Here is a 13,055-nt window from a genome sequence, read left to right as displayed (position 1 = left end):
ATCAGCCGATCATCCGCGTCCCCCGGCTCCGTACCGGACCGGGGACCCCGTTCCGGGGAGGAACCATGACCGACCACCACGCAGCACCCGACGGCCCCGCCGCGACCGGGCTCACCAGACCCGGGACCGCGCCCGGCCCCACCGGCCCCGACGCCGCCGTCCGCCCCGGCCTGCGGGAGTTCATCGCCGGACTGCCCAAGGCCGAACTCCACGTGCACCACGTCGGCTCCGCCTCCCCCCGCATCGTCTCGGAGCTCGCCGCCCGGCACCCCGACTCCAAGGTGCCCACCGACCCCGAGGCCCTGGTCGACTACTTCACGTTCACGGACTTCGCCCACTTCGTCGAGGTGTACCTGTCCGTCGTCGACCTCATCCGCACCCCCGAGGACGTCCGGCTGCTGACGTACGAGGTGGCGCGGGACCTGGCCCGGCAGCAGGTGCGCTACGCCGAGCTGACCGTCACCCCGTACTCCTCCACGCGCCGGGGCATCGACGAGCGCGCCTTCATGGACGCCATCGAGGACGCCCGCAAGGCGGCCGAGGCGGAGTTCGGGACCGTACTGCGCTGGTGCTTCGACATCCCCGGCGAGGCGGGACTCACCTCCGCGGAGGAGACCGCCCGGCTCGCCACCGACGACCGGCTGCGCCCCGAGGGCCTGGTCTCCTTCGGGCTCGGCGGACCGGAGATCGGCGTACCGCGCCCGCAGTTCAAGCCCTACTTCGACCGGGCCGTCGCGGCCGGACTGCACTCCGTGCCGCACGCGGGCGAGACCACCGGCCCCGAGACGGTCTGGGACGCGCTGACCGAGCTGCGCGCCGAGCGCATCGGCCACGGCACCAGCTCCGCGCGGGACCCGAAGCTCCTCGCCCACCTCGCCGAGCACCGCATCCCGCTGGAGGTCTGCCCGACCTCGAACATCGCCACCCGCGCGGTCCGCACCCTCGACGAGCACCCCATCAAGGACTTCGTGCGCGCCGGGGTCCTCGTCACCGTCAACTCCGACGACCCGCCGATGTTCGGCACCGACCTGAACAACGAGTACGCGGTGGCCGCCCGCCTCCTCGACCTCGACGAACAGGGCGTGGCCGCCCTCGCGCGGAACGCCGTGGAGGCGTCCTTCCTGGACCCGGCCGGCAAGGCCCGCGTCCTGGACGAGATCGACACGTACGCCTCCGCATGGCTCGCGGGCTGACGGGGGACGCCGTGCGCCCCGTGACGGCCGTGGCGCACCGCGGCGACCCGTACCGCCACCGGGAGAACACGCTGGCCTCGCTGCGCTCGGCCCTCGAGCGCGGCGCGGACGCCGTGGAGGTCGACGTCCGCCTCACCCGTGACGGCGTACCGGTGCTGCTCCACGACGCGACGCTGAGGCGGCTGTGGGCGCACGACCGGACGCTGGCCTCCCTCTCGTCGGCGGAGGTGCACGGCCTCACCGACGGCGGGGTGCCGACTCTGGCCGACGCGCTGCTCGCCGCCGAGGACGCCCGGCTGATGCTCGACCTGCCGGGCCTGGCCGGTGTGCGGGCGGCGCGCCGGATCATGGACGTCGTACGGGAGTGCGGGGCGGAGGACCGCGTGTACTACTGCGCGGGGCCGGGCGCGATGCTCGCGGTGCGCGCCGCCGACCCGGGCGCCGAAACGGCTCTGACCTGGAACTCGCTCGCCCCGCCGCGTCCGGCCCTGCTCGACGCCGTGCGCCCGCGCTGGCTGAACTACCGCTTCGGCCTGATCACCCCGGAGCTCGCCGCCCGCGTCCACCGGGACGGCTACCTGCTGTCGGTGTGGACGCCCGACACCCGGCGGTCGATGCGCCGGCTGCTCGCCGCGGGCGTCGACTCGATCACCACCAACCGGATCGACACGCTGAGCGCGCTGCGCACGACGTGAGATCCGCACGGCCCCGCACGGCGCGGCCCCGGGCGGAACGGTTCCGCCCGGGGCCGCGCCGTGCTCGTGCCTGGTGCCTCGTGTCTCGTGCTGTGTGTGCCTTGAGGGTGCCGTCACCCGTCCAGGGACGTCATCACGTGCTTGATCCGCGTGTAGTCGTCGAACCCGTACGCCGAGAGGTCCTTGCCGTACCCCGACTTCTTGAAGCCGCCGTGGGGCATCTCCGCCACCAGCGGGATGTGCGTGTTGATCCACACGCAGCCGAAGTCGAGCGCCCTGGACATGCGCATCGCGCGCGCGTGGTCCTTGGTCCACACCGAGGAGGCGAGTGCGTACTCGACGCCGTTGGCCCACTCCACGGCCTGCGCCTCGTCCGTGAAGGACTGGACGGTGATGACCGGCCCGAAGACCTCGTTCTGGATGATCTCGTCGTCCTGCTTGACCCCGGAGACGACGGTCGCGGCGTAGAAGTAGCCCCGCTCGCCCACCCGGTGTCCGCCGGCCTCCACCTTGGCGTGGGCGGGCAGCCGATCGACGAAGCCGGCGACCCGCTCGAGCTGTCCTGGGTTGTTGAGCGGCCCGTACGCGACGTCCTCGTCGTCCGGCAGCCCCGTCCTCGTCTCGGCGGCGGCCTTGGCGAGCGCGGCCACGAACTCGTCGTGGACCGACTCCTGGACGAGGACGCGGGTGGCGGCCGTACAGTCCTGGCCCGCGTTGAAGAAGCCGGCCTCCGCGATGCCCTCGACCGCCTTGGCGATGTCGACGTCCTCGAAGACCACGACCGGGGCCTTGCCGCCGAGTTCCAGGTGGACGCGCTTGAGGTCCTTGGCGGCGGACCCGGCGACCTGCATGCCCGCGCGTACGGAGCCGGTGATGGACGCCATCGCCGGGACCGGGTGCTCGACCATCAGGCGGCCGGTCTCGCGGTCGCCGGTGACGACGTTGAAGACGCCCTTCGGCAGGATCGAGCCGACGATCTCCGCGATGAGGACCGTCGACGCGGGGGTGGTGTCCGACGGCTTGAGGACGACCGTGTTGCCCGCCGCGATCGCCGGGGCGAACTTCCACACGGCCATCATCATCGGGTAGTTCCAGGGCGCGACCTGGGCGCAGACGCCGACCGGCTCGCGGCGGACGATCGAGGTCAGTCCCTCCATGTACTCACCGGCCGAGCGCCCCTCCAGCATGCGGGCGGCGCCCGCGAAGAAGCGGATCTGGTCGACCACCGGCGGGATCTCCTCGGTGCGGGTGAGCCCGACGGGCTTGCCCGTGTTCTCCACCTCGGCCGCGATGAGGTCCTCGGCCCGCTCCTCGAAGGCGTCGGCGATCTTCAGCAGGGCCTTCTGCCGCTCCGCGGGGGTCGTGTCGCGCCAGCCCGGGAAGGCGCGCGCGGCGGCCTCCATCGCGGCGTCGACGTCCGCCGCGCCGGACAGCGGAGCGGTCGCGTACGCCTCGCCCGTGGCCGGGTTGACCACCTCCGTGGTCCGTCCGTCGGCGGCGTCCCGGAACTCACCGTCGATGTAGTTGCGGAGCTTGCGCAGCCGTCCCGGCTCACTGCTCACTGCGGGCCTCCTGGAATCTCGTCGGGTCGTGTCGCGTCTCGTGGCGTCTTGTCACGCCTTGCGGCGTCGCGGCGGGTCTCGTCGGGGACTTGCGGGGTCGGACTGTCCATTCCCTGAGACCGTCACACTAGTCCGGGCGCCCGGATCCGGTGAGGGGGCGATGCGCGGAGCCCCGGGGACGGCCACGAGGACGCGCACGCCCGCCGCCCGCGGGAGGCGCGCGGGAGATGATCTTCCGCCTTGATGATCAGCACAGGCACCCGTGCCGTCCGTTCGAGTGAGAAACGGCGGTCCGGGGCCACGTACTGTCCGGCCCGGCTCCGACGGCTGCCTAGCGTTCCTGTAACCGATCGGCCGCGTCTTCGTTCCCCCGTCCGGGGGACTCCCCACGGCATCCTGATCCGAACCGAGGTGTACGCCCATGGTGGCCCAGCCGGACAGCGACGTGCTCTGGGCACGCGCCCTCACCCACGCGCACAACGGCTCGCCCGCGCTGCGCGGCGTCTCGATCGGCGTCCGCGAGGGCGAGATCCTCGCCGTCAGCGGTCCGCGCGGGAGCGGCAAGACCACGCTCCTGCGCTGTCTGTCGGGCCAGTTCCGCCCGCAGGAGGGCGAGGTGTGGTTCAACAGCACGCCCGTGCACACCATGGCTCCGCTCATCCGCGAACGGCTGCGCCGCGACCGGTTCGGCTGGATCGACCCCGAGCCGGTCCTCGTACCCGAGTTGACCGCATGGGAGAACGCGGCCCTGCCGCTGATGCTGCGCGGCGCCGGCCGCCGCGCCGCCAAGAAGGCCGCCCTCGAATGGCTGGAGCGGCTGGACATCGGCGCCGGCGCCCGCAAGCGCCCGCACGCCCTGCTGCACTCCGAGCGCCAGCGTGTGGTGGTCGCCCGCGCCCTGGCCGGCACCCCCACCGTCCTGTTCGCGGACGAGCCCACGGCGCCGCTGCACCGCGCCGAGCGCGCCCATGTCCTGCGCACTCTCGCCACGGCGGCCCGCTCGCACGGCATCACGGTCGTCCTCGCCACCCACGACGCGGACACCGCCGAACTCGCCGACCGCACGGTGACCCTGCTGGACGGACGGCAGGTGAACACCATCCACCTCCCGCACGCCTCCGAGGCGGAAGGCCGGACCGCGTGCTCGCTCTCCGTCTAGCCCGCGGCGCCCTCCCGACCGTCCAGCTGCGCCGCCTCCTGGTCACCGCGGCGTCGGGCGGGACGGGGTTCCTGCTGCTGTGCGTCCTGGGCCACGCGCTCACCCACCCGGAGGCGCCCGCGCAGTCCGCGCTGCGACTGGCCTGGTGCGCGGTGCCCCTGGCCGCCACGGTCTACTTCGCGGTGACGGTCGCCCGTACGGACCCGGGCACGCGTCCGCGACCCGGACTGTCGGCGATCGGGCTCGGCCCGGGCCGGCTGATGGCCGTCTCGGCGCTGACGACCGCCCTGTGCAGCGTCCTCGGCTCGCTGCTGGCCCTGGTGCTCTTCCTGTACCTGCGCGGCGAGCCCGCGCGGGCGCCCTTCGAGGGCGACGCCGCCCGCTCCCTGGCCCCCGGCGTGCCCCTGCCGCTGCCGGCCGCGCTCACCCTGCTGTCGCTGGTGCCGGCCAGCATGTCCCTGGCCGTCGCGCTGACGCTGCGCCCCGTCGGCCAGGGCCGGTGGCGGGCACTGGCGGCCGGCCGCGGACCGCTCGGCACACGACGGGCCGGCGCCGGCGGGAAACGGCGCGCGGACACCGCCGGCACCGCGGTGCCCGGCCGCGGACGGCGCACGGAGGCGGCCCGGCACGCGAGCCGCAGGCACGCCCGTACCGGCGCCCGGCGCGGCGGCAACGGCTCGCACGCCCTGTCCACGGTGCTGGACTCCCGCGACCCGGCGTTCGCCCCCGCCGACGCGCCCGGCGCGGACCAGGACCCGTACGCCTCCGGCACGCCCCGCAACGCGCCCGGCGGACTGCCGTGGGGCGTCGCCGTCCTCGCCCTGGGCCTCATGGTCGAGGCGTACGCGAGCCGTTCGGACTCCCCCTCCGGGCTCGTCGTCCCCGGCGGCTTCGCGAACGGCTCCGCCGGGGTGCTCGCCGGCTGGCTGCTCACCGCGCTCGGCCTGGTCCTCGCCGGGCCGGCGCTGACCCATCTGTGCGGATGGCTGCTGCAGGCCGTGCAGCCGGGGGCGCTGCGGCTGCTCGCCGGGCGCGTGCTGCAGGAGGAGGCGCGACGGATCGGACGCCCGCTGGGCGTGCTGTGCGCGGTGGCCTCCGGCGCCTTCACCCTGGGCACCGTGTACTCCGGTACGTCCGGTACCCGCTCCTCCGTCGGCCCGTTCACCGTCCTGGGCGGTCTGCTGGTGATCGGCTGCACAGCCCTGACGCTGGCCATCGTCGCGACCGAGGCGAGGGACTCCCGCGCGCACACCACCGCGGCCCTGGTACGGATCGGAGCCCCCGCGACGATGCTCCGCAGCGCCGCCCTGCTCCGCGCGGGCGCCCTGCTGGCCCTCTTCGGCCCGCTCACCCTGGCGGTGGCGGCACTGGCGGCCGCGCCGCTGGCCGGCTGAACACCGTACGGACGACAGCCCGGACACGTTCGAAAAAAAGTTCGCGCACACCGATGAGTTCCGCGAGCCGCTCCCGTCTGCCCCACGTACACGACACCACCGACGGGAGAGAGCACGTATGTACCAGCAGATGATTTTCGTCAACCTGGCCGTCAGCGACCTCGACACCTCGAAGAAGTTCTTCTCGGAGCTCGGCTACACGATCAACCCGCAGTTCACCGACGACAACTGCGCCGCCGTCGTGATCAGCGACACGATCGTCGCGATGCTCCTCTCGAAGCAGCGCTACGCCGAGTTCACCAAGAAGGAGATCGCGGACTCCACGAAGACGAGCGAAGTCCTGCTGTGTCTGAGCGCCGAGAGCCGCGAGAAGGTCGACGAGCTCTGTGACAGGGCGGTCGCCGCGGGCGGCACGTCGCTCGGGGAGGCCCAGGACTACGGCACCATGTACGGCCGTGCCTTCGACGACCCGGACGGCCACACCTGGGAGGTCATGTGGATGGACCCGGCGGCCGTCCAGGGCTGAGCGCACCCGGGGCGTCGGGCAACCGACGCCCAACGGGCCCAAACCCAGGGACAGTTAATAACCAGGCAAAGCCGAGTGCGGGGGACCGCTGTCGGATTGACAGTGCTTACGGCGCGCTTATAAACCTGTGAGCCACATGGGGACGTCACCGCCACACAGCGGTGCCCCCGTCACACTTCACTTCACCCCCCGCATTCCCGTGAAGGGCAATCGTGTCCATAACTTCGCGTATCGCACGACCCGTGCGATCCCTGGGTGTTCTCTCCGCCTCCGCCGCGCTCGTGCTCGGTGTCGCGGGCAACGCCATGGCCTGCAGCATCCACGACTTCTCGGCCGAGGCCCTGTGCGACGCCGACGGCAAGGGGATCATCAGCGTCACCGACGTGGACCCGACCGGCGTCACCGCCGAGGTCACCGTCTACCTGGAGAACAACGGCGCCGACGTGCGGCAGGTCGGCGAAGCCCAGAAGATCAAGGGCTCGCGCGAGGGCGCCACCATCACCTTCGCCGAGGACTGGGAGCCGAACGCCGAGTACCGCATCCACGTCACGGCCGAGGGCAACATCGTCGACGAGGACATCAAGCCCCATCTGAAGGCCCCCACCGAGGCCTGCACCGCCTCGGACGACGAGCCGCCGGCCGAGGAGACCCCGCAGTCCCCGGACGAGCCGTCCGACGAGCCGTCCACCACCGCCCCGTCCGCCCCCGCCGAGGCCCCGGCGCCGTCGGCGTCCGAGAGCACCGGGCCGACGGCCCCCGGGGACGGCGGCACCACCCCCGAGGACGGCAACGCCCCCGCGCCCGCCGGGGAGTCGAACCTCGCGGAGACCGGCGCCGGGTCCAGCACTCCGGTGATCATCGGCATCGCGGCCGCCTTCGTCGTGCTCGGCGGCGGCGCCGTGTACTTCGGCATGCGCCGCCGTGGCGCCTCGTCCCGCTGACGCACCGCCGGCCGTAGCGCCTCGGTCGTGACCGCTGTGATGGCCCGCCTCCCGGTCCGGGAGGCGGGCCATCACGTCGTCACCCGGTGGGCATGTGCGGGCCGCGGACTCAGGCGGTCCGCGCGTCCCCCAGGACGACGACGTCCGTCACGTCGAAGACCACGCCGACCTCCTCCCCGGGCTCCGGCGCGTCCCGCAGCGCGCACGCCGCCTCCAATCGCGGCGCGCCCTCCGGTTTCAGCTGGACGGCGACGTGGGTGCCCCGGAACGTCCGTGCGGCCACCGTGCAGCGCAGGCCCTCCCCGGCGGCGACGATCCGCACGCCCGCCGGTCTCACCAGCAGCGCGGCCGTCCCCTGCGGGGAGTCCCCGGGCACCGGCAGCCTGCCCCACGGCGTGTCCGCGGCCCGACCGCTCACGGTCGCCGTGACCACGTTGTCGAAGCCGAGGAAGCGGGCCACGAACGCGTCGGCGGGCCGCTGCCACACCTGGAGCGGCGTACCGGACTGGGCGATGCGCCCGTCCCGCATCACCACGACCCGGTCCGCGAGCGCGAACGCCTCGCCCTGGTCGTGCGTGACCGCCAGCACGGTGGTGCCGAGCCGCCCGAACAGCTCCCGCAGCTCCACCACGAGCCGCTCGCGCAGCGACCGGTCGAGCTGACCGAGCGGCTCGTCCAGCATCAGCAGCCGGGGCCGGGGGGCGAGCGCCCGGGCCAGCGCCACCCGCTGCTGCTCACCCCCGGAGAGGGAGGCGACGCCCCGCCGCGCGGCGCCCGGCAGCCCCACGAGCTCCAGCAACTCCCGTACGCGGCCGTCCTGTTCCGCACGCGGGAAGCCGTGCATCCGCAGCCCGAACGCCACGTTGCCGCCCACGTCCCGCTGCGGGAACAGCTGGTGGTCCTGGAACATCAGCCCCATCCCGCGCCGGTGCGCCGGGACGCGCGCCTGGTCGCGCCCGTCGAGCGACACCCGCCCGGAGTCCAGGGGCTGCAGCCCGGCCACCGCCCGCAACAGCGTCGACTTGCCGCTGCCGCTCGGCCCGAGCACACATACGATCTCGCCCTCGGCGACGTCCAGGTCAACGGCGTCGAGCACGGGAGGCCCGTCGAACCGTACGGTCGCGCCCTCGATGCTCAGCAACATCTAGAACTCCCCCGCCGTGCCCGTACGGGACGGGACCCGCAGCCGCTCCAGTACCAGCAGCGCCACCGCGCACACCACCATCAGAATCGTCGAGAGGGCCATCGCCTGACCGTAGTTGAGGTCACCGGGCCGTCCGAGCAACCGCGCCACGGCCACCGGCAGCGTCGGGTTGTCGGGCCGCGCGATGAACACGGTCGCGCCGAACTCACCGAGGGACACCGCGAAGGCGAACCCGGCCGCGACCAGCAGCGCACGCCGCACCAGCGGCAGATCGACCTCCCGCCACACCCGCCACGGCGAGGCCCCGAGGACGGCCGCCGCCTCCCGCAGCCGGGTGTCCACGGCCCGCAGCACCGGCAGCATGGTCCGTACCACGAAGGGGACGCCCACCAGCGCCTGCGCGAGCGGCACGAGGATCCACGAGCTCCGCAGGTCCAGCGGCGGCTCGTCCAGCGCGATCAGGAACCCGAAACCGACCGTCACCGCGGACACCCCGAGCGGCAGCATGAGCAGCGCGTCGAATCCGCGGACGAACCGGCCCGCGTCCCGGCGGGCCAGCGCCGCGGCGGCGAGCGCGCCGATCAGGACGGCGATGACGGTGGCGGCGAGCGCGTACTGCAGCGAGTTGACCACCGCCGCGATCGGCGCCACCAGGAAGATGCCGCCGTCCTCGCTGGTCAGGGCCTTGTAGTAGGCGAAGCCCGGCGCATCGAGGGAGCGCTGGACGAGGACGGCGAGCGGCAGGACGAGCAGCAGGACGACGGTTAGGAGGACGCCGCCGAGCAGCGCCCATTGCCCCGCACCGCGCGGCCGGCGCGCGGTCACCGAGGGGTCCACCAGCCGCAGCGCGGTCTCCCGCCGCCGCACGGTCACGGCGTGCACGGCGAGGATCGCGCCGACCGCCGCGAACTGCACGAGCGTCAGCACGGCGGCCGTGGCCAGGTCGAAGATCTCCGAGGTCTGCCGGTAGATCTCCACCTCCAGCGTGGCGAACGCCGGCCCGCCGAGGATCTGCACCACCCCGAAGGAGGTGAAGGTGAAGAGGAAGACCATGAGCGCGGCCGCCGCCACCGCCGGGGCGAGCGCGGGCAGCGTCACCTTCCGCCAGGCCGCGAGGCGGGAGGCGCCGAGCATCCGCGCGGCCTCCTCCTGGCGCGGGTCGAGCTGCGACCAGAGCCCGCCGACGGTACGGACGACGACCGCGTAGTTGAAGAAGACGTGGGCGAGCAGGATGGCCCAGACGGTGGTGTCGAGCCGTACGCCCCACAGCTCGTCGAGCAGCCCGCCGCGCCCCAGCAGGGCCAGGAAGGCGCTCCCGACGACGACGGTGGGCAGCACGAACGGAACGGTGACGACCGCGCGCAGCACCTGCTTGCCCCTGAACTCGAAGCGCGCGAAGACGTACGCGCCGGGGAGCGCGATCAGCAGGGTGAGCGCCGTGGAGGCGAGCGCCTGCCAGGTGGTGAACCACAGCACGTGCCGGACGCCGGAGTCCGCCAGCACCTCCCCGATCCGCCCGAGCTGCCAGTCCCCGTCGGCCTCGAGCCCGCGGGCGACGATCGCGGCGACGGGGTAGGCGAAGAAGAGCGCGAAGAACGCGACCGGCAGGGCCATGAGCCCCAGCCGGACCGCGTTCGCACGCGAGAGGCCCCCGGCGGTCCGGGGTCTCACTTCAGTACGAGCGACGTCCACGCCTTGACCCACTCGTCACGGTTCTCGGCGATCGTGTCCGGCGCCATGGTCTCCGGGTCGTCGACCTCGACGCTGTACTTCCGGTAGTCCTCCGGCAGCCGCGCGTCCTCCCGCACGGGGTCGACGAACATGTTCATCGGCATGTCCTCCTGGAAGGTCTTGCCGATCATGAAGTCCAGCAGCGCCTTGCCGCCCTCGGGGTTCTTCGCGTTGCTCAGCAGACCCGCGTACTCGACCTGCCGGAAGCAGGTACCGGTCGCGACACCCGTCGGTGCGGTCTCCGGCTGCGGGTCGGCGAAGATCGCCTCGGCGGGCGGCGAGCTCGCGTACGAGACGACGAGCGGCCTCTCGCCCCCGGCCTTCCTCCCGCCGGCGGACCCGGAGAACTCCTCGTTGTAGGCCTGTTCCCAGCCGTCGACCACCTTCACGCCGTTGGCCCTGAGCTTCTTCCAGTAGTCCTGCCACTGGTCGTCGCCGTACCTCGCGGCCGTCCCGAGGAGGAAACCGAGTCCCGGGGAGGAGGTGGCGGCGTTCGAGGTGACGAGAAGGTCCTTGTAAGCGGGCTCGGCCAGGTCGTCGAAGGAAGCCGGCGGCTCGAGGCCGTGCTCGTCGAAGTACGCCTTGTCGTAGTTGACGCAGATGTCGCCGGTGTCGATGGCGGTGACCCGGTGCCCGTCCGGGTCGGCCCGGTACTCCGGCGCCACGGACTCCGCTCCCTCGGCCTCGTACGGCTGGAAGAGCCCGTTGTCCAGGGCCCGGGACAGCAGGGTGTTGTCGACGCCGAAGAAGACGTCGCCCTGCGGGTTGTCCTTGGTCAGGATCGCCTTGTTGACGGCCTGCCCGGCGTCGCCGTCCTGCAGTACCCGGACCTTGTACCCGGACTCCTTCTCGAACGCCTCGAGTACGTCCTCGGAGGCGGCGAAGGAGTCGTGGCCGACGAGCGTGACGGTCCCGGTGCCGCCGCCCCCGCCGTCGCCGGAGCCGGACGACGACCCGCACGCGGCGAGTGTGACGAGGCCCAGGCCGACGGCCACGGCCGTGAACGTTCTGGTGGTGCTCACTGATGTCCTCCTGGAGTGACCAGGAAGAGACGCGGCCCCGCCCGGGAACCTCGCGGTTACCCGGGCAGGGCACAACAGCTCGAGTGGTGACCGATCTCCCTACCCAGAATGACCTGGGCGAGGTTCAGAGGGTCTGCGGTTGCTCCCGCACTCTCAGCGCTGTGGCGCTCCCCTGTCGGAATATGAAGATATGTGCGTTACCGGACGTGCTGGTCCGCCGGTCAGCGTACCCTCCGGCCGGGCCGCGCCTACCGCTCGGTGGCCGCCAGCTGGCCGCACGCCCCGTCGATCTCCTGACCACGGGTGTCCCGGATCGTCACCGGCACACCGTGGGCCGCGACGGCCTCCACGAACGCCTTCTCGTCCTCGGGCCGCGAGGCGGTCCACTTGGACCCGGGCGTCGGGTTCAGCGGGATGAGGTTGACGTGCACGGGCCTGCCCTTGAGCAGCCGGCCGAGCCGGTCACCGCGCCAGGCCTGGTCGTTGATGTCCCGGATCAGCGCGTACTCGATGGACAGCCGCCGCCCGGACCTCGCCGCGTACTCGAACCCGGCGTCCAGCACCTCGCGCACCTTCCAGCGCGTGTTCACGGGGACGAGCGTGTCGCGCAGCTCGTCGTCCGGGGCGTGCAGCGAGATCGCGAGCCGGCACTTGAAGCCCTCGTCGGAGAACCGGTGGATGGCAGGGACGAGTCCGACGGTGGAGACGGTGATGCCGCGCTGCGACAGCCCGAGCCCGTCCGGCTCCGGGTCGGTCAGCGCCCGGATCGCACCGACGACCCGCTTGTAGTTGGCGAGCGGCTCACCCATGCCCATGAAGACGATGTTGCTGAGCCGCGCCGGACCTCCCGGGATCTCCCCGTCCCTGAGCGCCCGCATCCCGTCCACGATCTGGTGCACGATCTCGGCGGTCGACAGGTTCCGGTCGAGCCCGGCCTGGCCGGTCGCGCAGAACGGGCAGTTCATCCCGCAGCCGGCCTGGGAGCTGATGCACATGGTGACCCGGTCCGGGTAGCGCATCAGCACGGACTCGACGAGCGTCCCGTCGAAGAGCCGCCACAGGGTCTTGCGAGTGGTGTCCTGGTCGGTCGACAGATGCCGGACGACCGTCATCAGCTCGGGAAGCAGCGCCTCCTGGAGCTTGGCACGGGAGGAGGCGGGGATGTCGGTCCACTGCTCCGGGTCGTGCGCGTACCGCGCGAAGTAGTGCTGCGACAGCTGCTTCGCACGGAACGGCTTCTCACCGACCGCGGCGACCGCCTCCTTGCGCTCGGCGGGCGTGAGGTCGGCGAGATGCCGCGGCGGCTTCTTGGCTCCGCGCGGCGCGACGAAAATGAGTTCTCCGGGCTTAGGCATGGCTCGTCCAGTGTCGCAGATCGACTTGCGTGACCTGGGGCCTCAACCGGGCGGGGTGGTCGTCGCTGGTCGTCCACGGGGGTCCTGGGCCGCCGTCGGACGGCCCAGGGACGGCCCCGCTCAAGGGGCCGGCCAGTTCACGGACCGCGCGACGGCCACGGCTTGACCTGCGCTTTTAGACCGTCTGGCACTCAATCGCCCCGCGAGTGCCCCATAAGGCAGGCACCACTCAGCGTTCCGGCGATGGGCCAGTAAGTAGCCGAGATCCCCGACTGCGAACGTTCCACCATGGACATGACTACGATCACCAGCGTGTCTACTGATTCAGGCGTT

The 13,055-nt window shown here is 72.5% G+C and carries 11 protein-coding genes; 6 read left to right on the top strand and 5 right to left on the bottom strand.

Annotated features, from left to right (window positions below):
• Positions 1 to 65 precede the first annotated feature (65 nt).
• Both IEZ04_RS22840 and IEZ04_RS22835 read left to right on the top strand, forming a co-directional pair.
• Positions 66 to 1,193, top strand: a complete 1,128-nt coding sequence (locus IEZ04_RS22840; protein WP_229821196.1) for an adenosine deaminase — start codon at positions 66 to 68, stop codon at positions 1,191 to 1,193.
• Entirely contained in the window at positions 1,178 to 1,888 is a 711-nt protein-coding gene (locus IEZ04_RS22835) for a glycerophosphodiester phosphodiesterase (RefSeq protein ID WP_189218817.1), read from the top strand. The genes IEZ04_RS22840 and IEZ04_RS22835 overlap by 16 nt, the downstream gene beginning before the upstream one ends.
• Before the next feature lie 113 nt (positions 1,889 to 2,001).
• Here IEZ04_RS22835 and IEZ04_RS22830 read toward each other — a convergent pair whose 3' ends face one another.
• Entirely contained in the window at positions 2,002 to 3,450 is a 1,449-nt protein-coding gene (locus tag IEZ04_RS22830; RefSeq protein ID WP_189218816.1) for a gamma-aminobutyraldehyde dehydrogenase, read from the bottom strand.
• A gap of 421 nt (positions 3,451 to 3,871) precedes the next feature.
• On the opposite strand from IEZ04_RS22830, the gene IEZ04_RS22825 reads away from it, so the two are divergent.
• From IEZ04_RS22825 to IEZ04_RS22810, 4 genes are all read left to right on the top strand, one after another.
• Positions 3,872 to 4,609 (top strand): ABC transporter ATP-binding protein, encoded by a 738-nt coding sequence (locus IEZ04_RS22825; RefSeq protein ID WP_189218815.1) that lies wholly within the window; start codon positions 3,872 to 3,874, stop codon positions 4,607 to 4,609.
• Complete coding sequence (locus IEZ04_RS22820) at positions 4,591 to 6,003, top strand: hypothetical protein (RefSeq protein WP_189218814.1); 1,413 nt, start codon at positions 4,591 to 4,593, stop codon at positions 6,001 to 6,003. The genes IEZ04_RS22825 and IEZ04_RS22820 overlap by 19 nt, the downstream gene beginning before the upstream one ends.
• 118 nt (positions 6,004 to 6,121) lie before the next feature.
• Positions 6,122 to 6,529, top strand: a complete 408-nt coding sequence (locus IEZ04_RS22815; protein ID WP_189218813.1) for a VOC family protein — start codon at positions 6,122 to 6,124, stop codon at positions 6,527 to 6,529.
• 242 nt (positions 6,530 to 6,771) lie between these two features.
• A complete protein-coding gene (locus tag IEZ04_RS22810; protein WP_229821195.1) occupies positions 6,772 to 7,470 on the top strand; it encodes an LAETG motif-containing sortase-dependent surface protein in 699 nt (232 codons plus the stop codon).
• Between the two features lie 109 nt (positions 7,471 to 7,579).
• Here the strand turns inward: IEZ04_RS22810 and IEZ04_RS22805 are convergent, their stop codons facing one another.
• The 4 genes from IEZ04_RS22805 to rlmN all read right to left on the bottom strand — a co-directional run bounded on the left by IEZ04_RS22805 (position 7,580) and on the right by rlmN (position 12,722).
• A complete protein-coding gene (locus tag IEZ04_RS22805; protein ID WP_189218812.1) occupies positions 7,580 to 8,614 on the bottom strand; it encodes an ABC transporter ATP-binding protein in 1,035 nt (344 codons plus the stop codon).
• Positions 8,615 to 10,306: an ABC transporter permease gene (locus IEZ04_RS22800; RefSeq protein ID WP_189218811.1), complete on the bottom strand. Its 1,692-nt coding sequence runs from the start codon at positions 10,304 to 10,306 to the stop codon at positions 8,615 to 8,617.
• Entirely contained in the window at positions 10,282 to 11,367 is a 1,086-nt protein-coding gene (locus tag IEZ04_RS22795; protein WP_189218810.1) for a thiamine ABC transporter substrate-binding protein, read from the bottom strand. Before IEZ04_RS22795 ends, IEZ04_RS22800 begins: the two co-directional genes overlap by 25 nt.
• Before the next feature lie 248 nt (positions 11,368 to 11,615).
• On the bottom strand, positions 11,616 to 12,722 hold the full coding sequence (gene rlmN / locus IEZ04_RS22790; RefSeq protein WP_189218809.1) for a dual-specificity RNA methyltransferase RlmN: 1,107 nt from the start codon (positions 12,720 to 12,722) through the stop codon (positions 11,616 to 11,618).
• Positions 12,723 to 13,055 lie beyond the last annotated feature (333 nt).

Origin of the sequence: Streptomyces ruber, from assembly GCF_014648075.1 — a bacterium.
In the GTDB taxonomy this organism is placed as follows: Bacteria; Actinomycetota; Actinomycetes; order Streptomycetales; family Streptomycetaceae; genus Streptomyces; species Streptomyces ruber.
The sequence above is the reverse complement of the archived record's forward strand: the minus strand, read 5'-3'. Positions and strand labels throughout refer to the sequence as shown.